Source organism: Pseudomonas sp. GW822-FHT01E03, from assembly GCF_058802985.1.
The window spans coordinates 224528-240128 of record NZ_JBXAOQ010000006.1 but is presented as its reverse complement, the minus strand read 5'-3'; the positions used below and the strand labels follow the sequence as shown (position 1 = coordinate 240128).

Here is a 15601-nt window from a genome sequence, read left to right as displayed (position 1 = left end):
ACTGTTTCCATCACGGTTGCTGCTCGCTATCGCGAGCATTCAGGATCTGCCTTCTTGCAAAGAGGTGGTCAAATTTAGCTAACCTCTTCATTCACGAACGCTGATCTTCAGGCCAGCGGCTATTGCAAAAGGTGTCAGGGTTATCGCCAGGGCGGCCAGGCTACCCAGCCACAACAGATAACCGGTCGCCGGCATGCCCTGCAAAGCCGCCTGCAAGGCGCCACTGCCAAGGATCAATACCGGGATGTACAACGGCAGAATCAGCAGTGCCAGCAACAGGCCACCACGCTTCAAACCCACTGTCAGTGCCGCGCCCACCGCACCGAGCAGGCTCAGCACCGGTGTGCCGAGCAACAGCGAAAGCAGCAACGCCAGCAGACAGGCGGCAGGCAAACCGAGCATCAGCGCCAGCAAGGGTGCGAGCAGTACCAATGCCAGGCCGGAAAACACCCAGTGCGCCAGCACCTTGGCCAGAACCAGAAGAGCCAGGGGGTGCGGTGAAAGGACCCACTGTTCAAGGGATCCGTCTTCGAAATCACTGCGGAAAAGCCCGTCCAGCGAGAGTAAAACCGATAAAAGTGCCGCGACCCAGATCAACCCCGGAGACAAGGTTTGCAACAATTGAGACTCGGGGCCGACCGCCAACGGGAACAGGGAAACGACGATGGCGAAAAACACCAGCGGATTCGCCAGCTCCGCGGGACGGCGGAACAGCAGACGGGCCTCACGGGCGACCAACAGGCCAAAAACACTCATACGGCCCAATTCCCCAGATCGATGTCGCGATAAGCGGCCGGCATCCGGCTCAGCGTGTGGTGAGTGGTCAACACCACCATGCCGCCACGCTCGCAGTGGCCAGCCAGGTGTTCTTCGAGTTGTGCCACGCCCTGCTTGTCGAGGGCGGTAAAGGGCTCATCGAGAATCCACAGCGGCGGGCTGTCCAGATACAAACGCGCCAGCGCGACACGACGCCGCTGGCCGGCGGACAGGGTGTGGCAGGGAACATCTTCGAAACCGCGCAATCCGACCGCCGCCAGGGCTTGCCAGATCGCTTCATGGGAGGCCGGTTGATGCAGCGCGCAGAGCCAGCTCAGGTTCTCTTCCGGTGTCAGCAAATCCTTGATGCCCGCCGCATGACCGATCCACAGCAGGTTGCGCGCCAGCTCAGTGCGCTGCTCATCAAGGGGTTTGCCGTTGAGCAGCACTTGACCGGCGGTCGGGTGCATCAAACCTGAAAGCAGGCGCAACAGACTGGTCTTGCCACTGCCGTTGGGGCCGCTGATTTGCACCATTTCGCCACTGGCCAGTCTCAAATCGAGATTTTCGAAGAGCAGCCGAAGGTCTCGCTCACAGGCAAGGGCAACGGTTTGCAGGACAGGACTGGTCAAGGGATCACGAGCCTCCGGGAGGCTATTGGCTGGAAGCAGCTTGGAGTGTTATCGCCCTAAGTCGCTCTATAAAACCGTCGAAGGTCGGGACAGAAAGCTCTGGTAGATTGGATAGCCAATGGATGGCAGCGGTGATTTGGTGCGAGTCCCCTTTGACTCGCAATTCCGCTGTTTGCAAGGCGTCCAATGTACCGCGCTCGCAGAGGTGAACAATGAGTTCGGCTAGATCCACCCCGTTCAAAAAGCGGACGCCTTGGGGGTGCTGATCGGTAATTACAATGTTTCTCGTCTGGATGAATCCATCTTCTACAACCGGAGCAGCCGTAATCAGACCGTTGCTACATTTGCTTGCTAAAAAAGGTTTCCACTGCTCCCAAGTGCTCCGCGCATTCCAAAACCCGTGCTCAGCCCATTCAAGCTCACTTTGGTAATAGGACACTCCAGCTTTTGCACGCTGAGCGAATGTCAGCGCAGCACGATCCTCGTAGTAACGGATCGCTAAACGCTCTTGAGCGGGGTCATTCAGTATCGTATTGATCACCGGCGCCGCTGCGAAGGCCCCGGATATTGCCTCATAGATACCATGACCTGAAAGCGGATCATTGCTATAGGCAGCATCCCCGACACGCAAAACGAATGGGCTTATCAGGCCACCGCGAAGCACCGCTTGCGCACCGCGAACGACCGTGTCGCTGCAGGCTCTGAGATTGCCCAACTCTCTGGGAATGGCGACTAGTTTGGAGTAGAAATAGTCATGCCTGATATTAAGGTCACCGCTCCTTACCAAGGCGGATGAATCGACAATAAACTGCACACTGCACTTACCGTCAAGATCTGCAGTGCTCCACGCCCAACCATCCTCGAACGATTCTGCAACTGTTCGTCTGGCCCCACACTTACCACCGAAGAAGTGGCGAGTGAGCGCCACGCTCAAAGGTCCAGACAGAATATTTTGTGTCACCTTGGGTGTCGATTTGCCTCGTGCGTCGACAAGATAATCGGCGAAGAAGGTCATCGGACTGTGGTCGGGACGTCTGGTATAAATTCGATTTTCACCATCAGCGCGGTCAAAGCCCGCTACCGTCACGTCATGAAAGTCGACCCCTGCCTCTTCCAGATCGTCAATCAGAGCGCTGTCGAACAGACTGCGCTCAATCACATGCTCTGCATTAGCGATCTGAAAATCCCCTCCCCAGGCCGAAGCGCGCTGCCACAAGGGTCCCATAGTTTCAAGAGCATACATACAACCTGCGCGATGCAATCCCTCCGCAACCCGAGGAGATGCCCCCTCGAGAAGCGGATCCCGGCGACGACGACCGAGGACTTGTACTGCGAAATTCATACGATTTAGCAACAATGCCGAGACCACCGCTGCAGGTCCGGCACCAAGCACGGTGATCCGTTTCATCTTAAAACCTCACTTGCCTCCTAGGAACCAACAACATTCCTAAGAGCATCAATATAAAACCGCCCCATACGAGCGATACCAACGGATATCGCCGAACCACAACCAAAGTCTGATTCTCTGCTCCAACAGTGCCGGCCGAATCCATAAGCTTAGGAGAAGCTGGTACCCAGATTTGCAGATCACTTGCCCAGCTCCGCACGATGAACGGGTGCAGCAGATAACCCCGGTCTCCAGCATGTCTGGCATATCGATAATCAAGAAGCTCACAGAGTTGTCTCACCGGTCCCTGATAGCCCGGAGGCAAGCTACGTGCATCTTGAAAGAGCGCTCGGCCAGCTAGCACCACTCCGTTTTGTCTAATTTCCACATTCGCTACTGCTTTGTAGCCAGAAAAGTTAGTGGCGTTGCTCTCGGGTGAAACACGCAGTTCCATACCTTGGCCAACCGTGTGCCACTGCGAGGGGTCATCCGTCGGCGGCACAAGTACAGGTACGTAACTATTGAGCACCGTTGCCGCCAGACCGCCCACTAACGCAAAAACGGCTCCCCCATGGATAAGGGCCAAACTGCCGGTGTAGCGAAGTGCCCCAACTCTTCGGCTGCGCCAAACGCTGGTGACGCACCACAATAGACTGGACAGCAGCAAGAACACGCCAGCAACTAATGCAGCATCTATCAGATGGATTACTGACACGATGGTTTGGGACAGTACACCGCTACCTTCATAAGCGTATGACAAGTAACCACCGCGACATCCCACCAGCGCCACTGCGAGCGTTGCGATCAAGGTAAAGGTGCGAGAGAGGTTCTTTCCAAAAGTTTTGCGAATGAACACATGACTCCCGGCCAAGCCTAACGTGAGGATGATGGGTAGCAGGAAGCGGCCTAGGGTATGGCCGTCGACATCCCAGCGCGCGAAGGCCTGACGCAGAGAACTCATTTCGGCAGAGCTGGCCCAATTGCTCAACGTCTCAAAGAAAGGTCTCAAGCTACTAGGCTTTGAGGCTCCCGCCACGGCGAAGAAATGAGCCTGTGCGAGGCCGAAAATGGCGAAGAGTGCTGCGAACACGAAGCCATACACAGATAGCCAAACCTCAAACGCCGTACGCCGCTTAGCTTGTGTTCGGGCCTTTTGATTAATGACATTACGTATCACTAATCCAAGTGCGAGGAGGACCAATAGAGCGGCCAGACAGAGATGACTCACCCAGGAAGTTGTACCGATATACCGGTGCGAGCTTGCCAGAACTTCGGACCGCGTTATGGCCATCGCCAAACAGGCTGAGGCGGCAGCGACAAGGCTAAGAACTGGCAAAGCCCGCGCGAATGCGCCGTCAACCTTCCAAGTGCGGACACCATGCAGAACGGCTCCCAAGAGCGCCCAAAGAATAAAGGCCGACGTCTGGACTGGGTCCCAGTGCCAGAGTTGACCGAAGGTGAAATCCTCCAAAGCCCAGATCATGCCGAAGCCGATACCGGCCGTGAGCACCAGCCATGCTCGACGTCCATAGAGTGTCGCTGATGCGCGAAAGCTCCCGCAGCCGTTAATCAACGCTTGGATCGCGCTGGGCGCTGAAGCTAGCGCCCAAGCATAGGCGCCGAGTATCAACGGCGCGTGGAGCGCCATCCAGAACGTCTGCAGATGAGCGTTCATGCCTTGGCTGCTCTGGGATGCCTGCCAGTCGACTGGTGTAGGGGTGAAAGGGCCAAGCATGGCGGCGGTAAATATGTACCAAGCCGGAATCAACGGAGAGAAGCGTCCCTCGATACTGTCGGCGTCGGCAACCTGGAGGGCGGCGGGCATGCATAACGTAGCCAGCAACAGAATGGTGCCCTCATCGCCTCCCCAGACATTGGCGAGTTTTAGATAAAAAGGTAATCCTTCACTGCTATAAAGCCAGACATAGCGAATTTCAAACCTATCCAAGCCCAACGCTAAGGCAAGTGCGATGCACTCACCTATCAAAACGCCAATAGCCAGGTTGAGAAGACTCTTACGCCACTTGTAGAGGAAAGTGCTGGCAAAGGTAAGGGTGCCGGAGATCCAGAGCAGAGGGTTTCCTATAGCGAAGTTTGCGTGCAACGCTGCCACAGTCAGGACAACGACGGCGCTAACCAATACCCAACGAAGCGAACCTGCAACCTGCAAAATGCTCATGTGCGACGTTGCTCTGCGCCAATGTAAGACGCGCTACTGCGCAGAAAATTAGGAAGCCTGTGCAGTGGTATTTTTTCTGCTCCCATTAGTTGAGCGGCCATTCCGGTTACTCGTGCGCAGGCCAGACTGGCTCCTCCCCCTTGCTCAGGGTCTCTGGGGTCGAGCATCGAACACGCACCGAATTCGGCATGTTTTTGGTTAAGCCATGAAATCTGCTCTACGCCACAACGCACATCTCCAGTCACCGAAAGGCAACTCGACCACCCCGCAGGAAAAACAATTCCCCCCGTAGATGGCGCAGAAGCAATTAACAGCACGCCTCGTGCCTTCGCGTACTCACAGGCATAGAGGAGTTCATCCGACGGTGATCTGATGCCGAAGCTCATGTTAATAAGCTGCGCACCACTTGCGACTAGCCACTCGATAGCGGTTACGATCCGACTAATTGGTGCATGCCTGGTCGTGTGGAAGACCTGGGCGATATGAAGTTCCGCCCTATTGCAATGACGCAGGATGATCCGCGCCAGTTGATCCCCGTGGCCCACTGCATCCGGCTGGGCGGGGTCAGCCCCAGGCAGTTCATCAAATCGATTCGATACGGCAACATGAGGGAACAGCGCCTCTGATACACCGCTATCGATAATGCCGACACGTGGGTTCACTGCGCCCCCTCCAACTTGTGGACATTCAGATCGATCACGACGTCGAAATGTTCGCGGAGCGAAGGACGATGACTAATAAACACACGCGTCTTACCCACAAACAACGTGTCGATTTTTTGATGAATTCGCTCTTCCAGGCCTCTGTCGATACCACTCGTGCTCTCATCGAGGACAAGGATGGTGGGATTCATCAGCACAGCTCGCGCGAGCGCAACACGCTGACGCTGTCCGCCAGACAACGCTGCTCCCCGCTGCCCTATTGAGGTCCTGATGCCTTCAGGAAACTGTTCGATGAGATCATCCAGCCCTGCCAGACTGGCGGCCTTCAATACCTCGTCGTCAGATGCATTGGGGCGACCGTAGCGGATGTTTTCCATGAGGTTTTTGCTGAATAGTTGGACATCTTGAGAAACCACGACCACCGAACGCCGAAGCCCTTGAATATCGTGTCGTCGAAGGTCTAACCCGTCGATTAAGATTTGTCCGGAATTAGGATCAAAGTGTCGCTGTAGCAAATCCGCGAGAGTGGATTTTCCTACACCAGAATCTCCACGAATTGCCACTCTGCTTCCGGGCGGAATATGAAAATTGAGATTATTTAGGATATTTTCCTGCACCTTGGGATAGTTGAAACACACGTTCTTAAACAGAATTTCCCCTCTGCTACGGACAACATAGAGCTTGTGTGGTGCGGGCTCCGAAACCGCCGGCTCCTGTTGTGCAAGCTCTTGGACCCGGTTCAAACAAACTTTGGCTCGCTGATAACCGACATACAGCCCGAGGAGTGACTGCAAGGGACCGCTTGCTTTTTGCATGTAGGTGACGAAAGCAATAAGTATCCCAAGTGTCATGGTGTGTTCATTAATGACCCTGTTGCCTCCGACCCAAAATACCGCTGCCACCGACAAGGAGAACACTACACTAGGAAACGAGCTGGCCAGATAGCTATATGTCTGTAGTGACAGCGTCTGAGTACGCAGTTCTTTGTGCAAGATCACGAGGCAATCCTTTTCCTGGTCCTGGCCATTGAACATTTGCACGCATTTTGAGGACGAGAGAATCTCAACAATGAACGAAGCGATATTGGCAGCGCTTTCGCGGGTACGCTTGGTCAATCGCTCAAGAGCAGGCCTGATCAACTTCAGAAAGCAGCCATTAACGACCAGTACAGCAAGCATCAACAGAGTAAGTTCGGTACTCATCCAGGCCAACATGACCATTGATCCTATCAGCATGACGCTGTTATTGATCACGCTCAAAATCGCATCCACCGCGAACCGCTGAAGTTCCGCGATATCACCGTCAAGACGTTGTAAAATATCGCCTTGCCGGGTTGTGGCGTAAAAGGCCGGAGACAATTTCAACAAATGAGAGAAGAGAGCTTCTCTTATCGAATGCAGTACCTTTGCTGAAGTGCCTACGTATATATAGCGAGTGACGCCCCCCAAAAAAGCAGACAAAAGAGCCATCGCAATGATAGCCACAACAACTGAATAAACGACACTTAACTGTCCTTTCATGATGCCATCATCAATCAGTCGTTGAGTTAAGTAGGGTTGCGCGAGGCCTGCAGCGGCTGCAGTCAGTGATAGTACGAGAACCAGCGACAGGGCTGCCCTGTGAGGCCTAACAAACCCCAATAACCAGTGCCACATAAAAGAGTTAGATTTTGCCTGTAGTGGGAGCGTGCCTTTAGGCACGCTCCCAGGCACTTGATGGCGAAACATCGAGGCCATGATTTGCGACTAACGCTGTACGATACGGAGTGATGACAGAACCTGATCTCCACCGCCGGGAATTTTTATTTTCCCTTTGAGAGCTAGGGTCTGCGAATCATATACAGCAATGTCGTCAATGGTGCCGCCGATGTACAACTCCTTACCGTCACTGGAAACGTTCACGTTGTAATACGTGTGGTCCAGATCGATACGTTTGATTAATTTTCCGGTGTCGACGTCCGTTTTGGTTAGCTGTGTGTAAACCGTGTATGCCTCATTACGGCGAACAGGATTAATCACAGTCGAAAACAGGACGATTTTCGCGTCCTCGAATTCAGAAAAACGAACTTTGTCGTGGACCATGTCCAGTGACCAGATCCCCGCTCGCTGGGTAACCGACTTATCTTTGTTCTGATAATTTATGTAATACGGAGTTGCAAACTCACTGGCCTGTTCGAACTGCGGCCAAATCGCCAACGTATCCGGTTCACCGAACTTGCTACGTTTCCAACTGCGCCATGGATGCTGGCCTATCTGCTCGCCCGTTTTAGGGTCGAGTACTAGCATATCCCAACTGAACGCATAGAGCCGCTTGTAGTCCGGTGAGTACATGAGCGAAGTGACCCTCCGCGGTGATTTCAGTTTTCTTACGGGTTGGGCTGAAAGCCCACTTGCAGTATCGAAGATGGCGATAAATGGATCATTGATTTTGTATTCGCCCGGCAACAGTTCAGTCTGTGTGACATAGACAGCCAGCTCTTTTCCGTCTGGACTTACATCGATGGCATAAGGAGCTTTGCCCCGCACGCCTCCACTAGAGAGATCAGCTCGAAAGACTTCCTTGCCGCTTTCCAAGTCGATACCCGAAACGCTTTCCCAGCGATTATGGATCACATAGACAGTTTTCCCATCCTTCGAAACAGCCAAGGCGCCAGGACTGTTACCCATTGAGGTATTGGGAATCTTGAACGTATTAATAACTTTTCGCTGTTCTGCGTCGGCTACTATGATCAAATTTGGACGCGCTGCTGTAACCAGATAATCCTTGGCCAAAGATAATTGGCTGTAGAAACCAAGACCAAGAGCAATCGTCGCCGCATACAGGACAGAACGACATGGAAGTTGCTTGTTTTTGTTCATATGACTTCCTATTAACCCATCACGTGGATTGTGAACAGTGGCATCTAGTTATTTTGGGAAGACGGCTTGAAGATTAGTCCAATCTTGTGGCGCGGAATCATTACTCACGCTCCACTCTGTGTAGGTGTTCAAACTGTCAGGTACTTGTGCTGGCCACCAGCAGGGATCTGAACAACCATACAAGTCGGCTTCCATTGGCTGACAAAGTCCCGCCACACCGAGGAACGGATCGACTTCCCAACCCGGGTCGAAGGTCGTAGCACAGCCTGCGACTGCAGACATGGCCAAGACTTCTTCTGTCTCACCTTTCGCGACGGCCACTTCAACTTGATGAGCCTTCTGATTCATGGGTTTCATATGATTCATAATTGGACACTCCTAGTGCTGAGGTGCTTCCGAAAGAAGCTTGGGTTTTTCTCGATAATTTCGGTATAAACGCCAATACCAAAATCGACCCACTCACGCATCAGATCGCAATAGTGATAGGTTGGTGAAAGAGGATCGCCAAAATGTGCATATGATTCGTGGTAGCATCCCCCAGCACATAAATTGCGAATCCGACAAGTTGAACAGCCTTTATTAGAGCGGTCGGTTGCTGCTTCTAAAAACTTACCAAGCTTCTCCTTTTCAATGCCATCATCGACATTGCCGAATTTAGGCATATCGGAGCCTGTAAAGCGGTGACAGAGATTCAAGTCACCATTGTTATCAACTGCCAATAGCCCAACGCCGGCACCGCACGGCAAAGCTTTCTTACGCCCCTCGTAAAGATCGCTCATCAATTGATGCATGTTTGAGAAGCCATTGTTGCGGCCCGCCAGGGCCTCGTCCCGATACGCGCGACCAAGCACCATCATGCTGTCGAAGACTTCTCGGAGCTCTTGGCTGCTTAAGTTAAAAACCGTAACCGGCCCCGAAGTGGCAGGGGCGACCCCCACTTCCGCGAATCCCAAGTCATTCTTCAAATGCTCATGAATACCAACGACATCTGTATGACCGGCAGTTAACGTTACTCGTACTCCTACAGGCTTGGATCGGTATCGGCTGAGAAGCATCCGCGCCTTCGCCGCCACTACCTGATACGTGCCCTGGCCACCCACTGTAATTCGACGCCGGTCATGGACGGCCTGTGGGCCGTCCATACTGATTGATATCCCAAATCGATGACTGTCTAGGTAGTCAACCACCTGCTCATTCAATAACGTGGCATTCGTGGTCATAGAGAAGTCAGCTTTTTTCCCCAAATCTGCGCAACGCTTCTCGGTATACTCAACGACTTCCTTAATCAGTTTCAAATTCGTCAGCGGCTCACCGCCGAAGAAGATGACATTGAGTTGCTCACGCGAGTCACCTTGTTCCAACAAAAGCTCAATACTTTTCCTGGCTGTTTCAAAGTTCATCTTCTGGCCCTTTGACGGAATAGCCAGATCTTCTTTATAACAGTACGTACAACTCAAATTACAACCAGTATTTACGTTAAGGATAATTGTACTCAACGGAAATTCTCGGATTTCCACCTTCATTCCCGCATCCGGCTTTGCGGGCTCATCGCCTAGAATGGAAAGTTCTTGGAAGCTACCGATGGTTTCTACAATCTGATCCGGTGATATGACTCCACCAAACCTTTCTCGTAGAGCCTCAAACGAAACCTTTTCGTGATCTTTCAGGTAATCGATTAACGCTGCTCCAACATCATCCAGCTGAAACAATCCGCTAGAGGGAATATGAAACAGCATCCGCCGCCCGTCGACTGCCACATCATGAAAACTGTAGCGATTTACATAAAACATATTGGTTATAGACATCACTGCGTCTCCAACTTGTTAACGGACGGGTGGATCATTCCAGCGCTGGACTGTCACAATCAACGGCTTGGATGCTTTAACTACGCGCCCCGCATCATCAACGCTTGCTGTAACTTCAAGCTCGCCAGCGTTATTGGTGGAGTACTTACGTTTTGGATTTGGGCCTGCATCGCCTGGAATAAATAAACCACCTGACCCCAAGTTCCCGGCGAACTCAAGATCTTTCATTTCCTCAGCACCCGGATTGAGATTGGCTACAGTCCAGATCGCTGGCACATAATCTAGCCGCAAATCATCGTCAGTTCCTTTTTTGCCATCTGGACCTACAGCGTATGCAACAGCTTCGAATTGCACCGGAACTTTCGGTCTCGAGCCTCCTCCGTCTCCAACACGCGCCATAGCTGAATCAGGTTCGATGCTGACATAGTCGATCTTGTTGTAGACCGCGATCCCTCGCTCATCTGTGACACCGCCTACATCAACTCGTCGAATGCCATCTTTCGCACCAACATCTGCCATAACCTCTACAACAACCTTGTCAGAGGATTCTTCAACTACACGCTTCACGGCCAGACCCTGGCCCAGGTTAACCTTGCCACTCAATCCGGTACCATAGATGGTCACTTCCTTAGTCGAACCGGTCTTGATGGCCTTTGGCTCGATCGCAAGGACCTGAGCAGCGACACTTCCATCGATCCGCACCGCCTTGAATTGTCCCCCGATGGAATCCACACCTATTTCATGCCAACGTCCGCTTAAGGACGTTCCATCCTTGGAAAGCTGGAAAACTTGAGCAACCTGCAGTTCACCCTGCTTGATATTGGCGCGCCACTCGTAGCCTGTGTAGACAATCGCCTTTCCGTTGCCCTTCTCGGTTTTGCCGTTGGCATAGTTGATTTGCATATCCAACGTGTAGTGATCGTTCTCCCCAGTGATAGTCGCAACACCTTCGTATGAACCCCAACCTGGACGATGACCCACTACACGCCATTTGCCGGCAGCGCTCGATTTCGCTTCAGCAGCCCATCTGCTCCAGACATCCGACTGATACGAATAGAGATTGCCAAGAGTTTTTGGCATTTCTTGCGAAGCGATTTGCCACCAATCGCGATCACGACCGCCTTGTTGGATTTCAATTGTTGGGTACTGGCCGACATGGAAGTTGGCGAGCTTTTTCCAGTCTTCTGGCGTCCTGCGCTGCAAAGCAATCCGCGCGTATGAGTGGCAACGTGCGCACGTCTCGGCGACTTTCTTGTCATCCGGGTCTTCGATCCGAGTGAAATCCCGCTCGAGGATATAACGACGCTTCTGAGTTTCTTCCGGAGCTAGCCCGTGTGTATCAGCTAGATACTTCACGAGTGTCTGCCTCTCATCGGCTTCCAAACGGACACCATGCGCAGCGATCATTCGACCTATCGTCATGTCCCAACCTTCAGGAGTCCGACGGGACTGGTCTATACGGTTCAGACCGCCTTCTACAGGTAGGTGACACGCCGCACATTTACTCGACAAAAGCGCTTTAGCGTCGGCGGAGGATTCAGCATGAACAACCACAGGCATGAGTGCCAGTGAGATAGCAAGCGCAATGGGTTGCAGAGTTACGGCTAATGCACATTTATCGCGCATTGTTGGCTCCCTAGTTTTTTGTTTATGGGGTAGCACGTACTGACATTTAAAGTCAGCGAAGTTTTCACGGTACTTGGAGGTACGTTTGGACAGGTATCAAAAAACGGCAAGAGGTTGATGAGCTACTATCCAGGTTCGACAAGGTGGTTCGAAGTCATATATCCCCGAACGACTTTAATTTCGGGGAAAACGCTACAAAGCACTACATCTAAAGCCTCTAGACTCGCACCAACCTCACTCAACTCTTTAATGATCCGATTCAACCCCTTGTCATTCGACGGATAGTTCGGCGACTCTTTTTCCATACTCCCCTCACTTATAGAGTTTTGACATAACTGGCTATCAGTAGACATTTAAGCCTCCGAGTCCAAAAGCCAAAGCCAACGCGGTGGCTGTAATCACTGCAACGAGGCTTGCAAGAAAGAAAACGCTAAAGCATAGAGTTGAATAGATCTTATTGTTCATGACTTGCACTTCCCAGATGCGATCTCTAGCGCACCTCTGCCAACTTAGAAGAAACCAAGTGGATTGATGTCGTAGCTCACCAGCAGGTTTTTGGTCTGCTGATAGTGGTCGAGCATCATCTTGTGGGTTTCCCGACCGACGCCGGACTTCTTGTAGCCACCAAACGCCGCGTGCGCCGGGTACAGGTGGTAGCAGTTGGTCCACACGCGCCCGGCCTTGATCGCCCGACCCATGCGGTAGGCGCGGTTGATGTCGCGGGTCCACAGGCCGGCGCCGAGGCCAAACTCGCTGTCGTTGGCGATGGCCAGGGCTTCAGCCTCATCCTTGAAGGTGGTGACACCCACTACCGGGCCGAAGATTTCTTCCTGGAACACACGCATCTTGTTGTGCCCCTTGAGCAGCGTCGGCTGGATGTAGTAACCGCTGGACAGGTCGCCCTCCAGACGTTCCGCCGCGCCACCGGTGAGCAGTTCGGCACCCTCCTCCTGGGCGATGGTCAGGTACGAAAGGATTTTGTCGTATTGCTGCTCGGAAGCCTGGGCGCCGACCATGGTCTCGGTGTCCAGCGGATTGCCGCGCTTGATCTTGACGATCTTCTTCATCACCTCGGCCATGAACGGCTCGTAGATCGACTCCTGCACCAGCGCCCGGGACGGGCAGGTGCAGACTTCGCCCTGGTTGAAGAACGCCAGCACCAGGCCTTCGGCGGCTTTTTCGATGAACGCCGGCTCGGCACTCATGATGTCTTCGAAGAAGATGTTCGGCGACTTGCCGCCCAGTTCGACGGTGCTGGGAATGATGTTCTCGGCGGCGCAATGCATGATGTGCGCGCCCACCGGGGTCGAACCGGTGAAGGCGATCTTGGCGATGCGCTTGCTGGTGGCCAGCGCCTCGCCGGCTTCGCGACCGAAGCCCTGGACGATGTTCAGTACGCCCGCCGGCAGCAGGTCGGCGATGAGCTCAGCGAAGACCATGATCGACAGTGGCGTCTGTTCGGCAGGCTTGAGCACGATGCAGTTGCCCGCCGCCAGGGCCGGGGCGAGTTTCCAGGCGGCCATCAGCAGCGGGAAGTTCCATGGAATGATCTGCCCGACCACGCCCAGCGGCTCATGGAAGTGATACGCCGTGGTCAGCTCGTTGATCTCGGCGGCGCCGCCTTCCTGGGCGCGGATGCAGCCAGCGAAGTAACGGAAGTGGTCGGCCGCCAGCGGCACGTCGGCGTTGAGGGTTTCGCGCACGGCCTTGCCGTTGTCCCAGGTTTCGGTGACGGCCAGCACCTCAAGGTTCTGCTCAATGCGATCGGCGATTTTCAGCAGCACCAGGGAACGATCCTGGGCCGAGGTCTTGCCCCAGGCGTCGGCGGCGGCATGGGCAGCATCGAGGGCCTTGTCGATGTCAGCGGCGCTGGAGCGCGGGAATTCGGCAATCACCTCACCGGTGACCGGCGAGGTGTTGGTGAAGTACTCACCATTGATCGGCGCGACAAACTCGCCACCGATGAAGTTGCCGTAGCGCGGTTTGAAAGAAACGACGGAGCCGGGTGTTCCGGGTCGTGCATAGATCATATGAGCACCTCATTCGTGCCGGAATGCCGTTAAGCGGCAAATTATTGTTAGTAGGAACGAGCCCATCAGGTTTCATCGAAAGGACAGTCACCAGACCGAACCTATAAAGCCAACTGACTGCATACCACGCGTTCCGGCTATAACTGTACTGGCGAGGGACCAATAGCGTTATCAAGGAACGGCAAGCCCGCTCAACCGACTATCAGAAATCGGCAAGATCTGATCAACGCCTCAGCCCAGTGCTTGCGCGCCTAGATTCAATGCCAAATACTGATTTCCAATGACGCGTGCACAAGGCAAATTTCGCCTCTGTAAGATTGGAAGTACCGCGGTGGCTCGCGGAGGCAGAGATGGATTGACCGGGATGAAACTGAGCCACTCGTGGCTGGTGAGGCCGTAAATGAACAGCTATTGCAGTAGCCCCAAAACAAAAAGCATCAAACTTACAGACTCGGTTCGATCGGCAGAAATTTTTCATTTAATTACCCGCGATGTCTTTCAACAGGCTGATGCACTGTCGAAGTGGCAGCAAGACTATGTACAAATAAGTGCAGGACAGTTTTCCGGATCGCTCACAGAAATTTCATTAGGACCCATTCAAATATTTAGGGAAGCCATGAATAAAGCGGTTGATCAGCACGGACGTCCTTGGGAAAACAGCTTTGCTGTCGGTGTTCCGTTAGTGGTTGAAGGTGAAGGATTCTGGTGTGGTGATCGCTTAGAAAAAAACTCTATTTTCTTTCTCAGACCTAATTCAGAACTAAACTTTAAGACGCCAAAAAATTCTGACATTTGTGTCGCGGTTATTGATTCAAGCGTACTCCAACAGTATGCAGAGGAAGTAGAAGAGATCTGCATAGATCACATCTTGCAACTCAATGGAGCCTCAGAAGTACCTGAGTTGATCTGCAACAGCTTTCGCCATACCTTCCTGAAAGTTATCAATGGCATAAACTCAAACCCCAACGCTCTTACTTGCCCCTCGACTCGCTTGACGTTACTTGACGACGTAATGAGCAGTTTTTTCAGTGGCTTCATTTCGCTCAACAAACTACCTAAAATAACTCATGCGCAATTCGTCCATCGACATATCGTCGAAAAGGCTCGCGAATATATCCTTTCACGCAAGAGTGAACCGCCCTCGGTGCTGGAAATATGTGAAGAATTACGCATAAGTCGTAGGACCTTGCACTACGGTTTCATTAAGGTCCTAGGTATAAACCCGGTTACTTTTCTGCGTTATCTTCGCTTGAATGGTGCTCGCCGTGAGTTGCTAACCGCTGACCCTACGCTATCAATGGTAAGTGACATTGCAGCACGCTGGGGCTTCTGGCACATGGGAATGTTCTCGACCTACTATAAAGAGCTTTTTGGCGAGTTGCCTTCATGCACTCTTCGCCTGAAAAAAATAGCCGACTAACGTCTGCGTCCATCGGTTTGTCACGGTAAAAGGCCACGCCATACGCCAGGCTTTTGCCACAGTAAGTTCAGGCCGAATGACCACGGATCGTTTACGTAACCCCCTCACCCGCGAAACCCATCGCGAAGGCCACTTCGCGCGCACACTTTAGCTCGGCGCTTCTGAAGCGTAATTCATTGTTGAGTACCTGATACCTTAGATCCATATGGGCGAGCCCCTCGCGCAACGTGATCCTCGAAATGTACA

Annotated in this window: 12 protein-coding genes; 1 reads left to right on the top strand and 11 read right to left on the bottom strand. The window is 53.0% G+C overall.

Annotated elements, in window-relative coordinates:
* Positions 1–87: 87 nt before the first annotated feature.
* The 11 genes from ccmB to exaC all read right to left on the bottom strand — a co-directional run bounded on the left by ccmB (position 88) and on the right by exaC (position 13935).
* Entirely contained in the window at positions 88–756 is a 669-nt protein-coding gene (gene ccmB / locus AC1RP7_RS14370) for a heme exporter protein CcmB (RefSeq protein ID WP_493182049.1), read from the bottom strand.
* A complete protein-coding gene (gene ccmA / locus AC1RP7_RS14365; protein WP_493182047.1) occupies positions 753–1388 on the bottom strand; it encodes a cytochrome c biogenesis heme-transporting ATPase CcmA in 636 nt (211 codons plus the stop codon). The genes ccmB and ccmA overlap by 4 nt, the downstream gene beginning before the upstream one ends.
* 22 nt (positions 1389–1410) lie before the next feature.
* Entirely contained in the window at positions 1411–2796 is a 1386-nt protein-coding gene (qhpG, locus tag AC1RP7_RS14360) for a flavin-dependent monooxygenase QhpG (protein ID WP_493182046.1), read from the bottom strand.
* A gap of 1 nt (position 2797) precedes the next feature.
* Positions 2798–4954, bottom strand: a complete 2157-nt coding sequence (gene ccsA, locus AC1RP7_RS14355) for a cytochrome c biogenesis protein CcsA (RefSeq protein ID WP_493182045.1) — start codon at positions 4952–4954, stop codon at positions 2798–2800.
* Positions 4951–5616 carry a subtilisin-like serine protease QhpE gene (qhpE, locus tag AC1RP7_RS14350; RefSeq protein ID WP_493182044.1) on the bottom strand — a complete coding sequence of 222 codons (666 nt, stop codon included), beginning with the start codon at positions 5614–5616 and terminating at the stop codon, positions 4951–4953. The genes ccsA and qhpE overlap by 4 nt, the downstream gene beginning before the upstream one ends.
* Positions 5613–7271 (bottom strand): ABC transporter ATP-binding protein, encoded by a 1659-nt coding sequence (locus tag AC1RP7_RS14345; RefSeq protein ID WP_493182274.1) that lies wholly within the window; start codon positions 7269–7271, stop codon positions 5613–5615. Before AC1RP7_RS14345 ends, qhpE begins: the two co-directional genes overlap by 4 nt.
* Positions 7272–7361: 90 nt before the next feature.
* Positions 7362–8474, bottom strand: a complete 1113-nt coding sequence (gene peaD / locus AC1RP7_RS14340) for a quinohemoprotein amine dehydrogenase subunit beta (RefSeq protein ID WP_493182042.1) — start codon at positions 8472–8474, stop codon at positions 7362–7364.
* Positions 8475–8522: 48 nt separating this feature from the next.
* Positions 8523–8840: a quinohemoprotein amine dehydrogenase subunit gamma gene (gene qhpC, locus AC1RP7_RS14335; RefSeq protein ID WP_017337425.1), complete on the bottom strand. Its 318-nt coding sequence runs from the start codon at positions 8838–8840 to the stop codon at positions 8523–8525.
* Positions 8837–10279, bottom strand: coding sequence for a quinohemoprotein amine dehydrogenase maturation protein (gene peaB / locus AC1RP7_RS14330; RefSeq protein WP_493182040.1), 1443 nt, complete (start codon positions 10277–10279; stop codon positions 8837–8839). The genes qhpC and peaB overlap by 4 nt, the downstream gene beginning before the upstream one ends.
* An 18-nt stretch (positions 10280–10297) precedes the next feature.
* Complete coding sequence (gene peaA / locus AC1RP7_RS14325; RefSeq protein ID WP_493182038.1) at positions 10298–11905, bottom strand: quinohemoprotein amine dehydrogenase subunit alpha; 1608 nt, start codon at positions 11903–11905, stop codon at positions 10298–10300.
* 509 nt (positions 11906–12414) lie between these two features.
* Positions 12415–13935 carry an acetaldehyde dehydrogenase ExaC gene (gene exaC, locus AC1RP7_RS14320; protein ID WP_493182036.1) on the bottom strand — a complete coding sequence of 507 codons (1521 nt, stop codon included), beginning with the start codon at positions 13933–13935 and terminating at the stop codon, positions 12415–12417.
* 400 nt (positions 13936–14335) lie between these two features.
* Here exaC and AC1RP7_RS14315 point away from each other — a divergent pair, with 400 nt between their 5' ends.
* The gene (locus AC1RP7_RS14315) at positions 14336–15355 is read left to right on the top strand and encodes a helix-turn-helix domain-containing protein (RefSeq protein ID WP_493182035.1); all 1020 of its coding nucleotides are present in this window, start codon (positions 14336–14338) and stop codon (positions 15353–15355) included.
* The last annotated feature ends 246 nt before the right edge of the window (positions 15356–15601 follow it).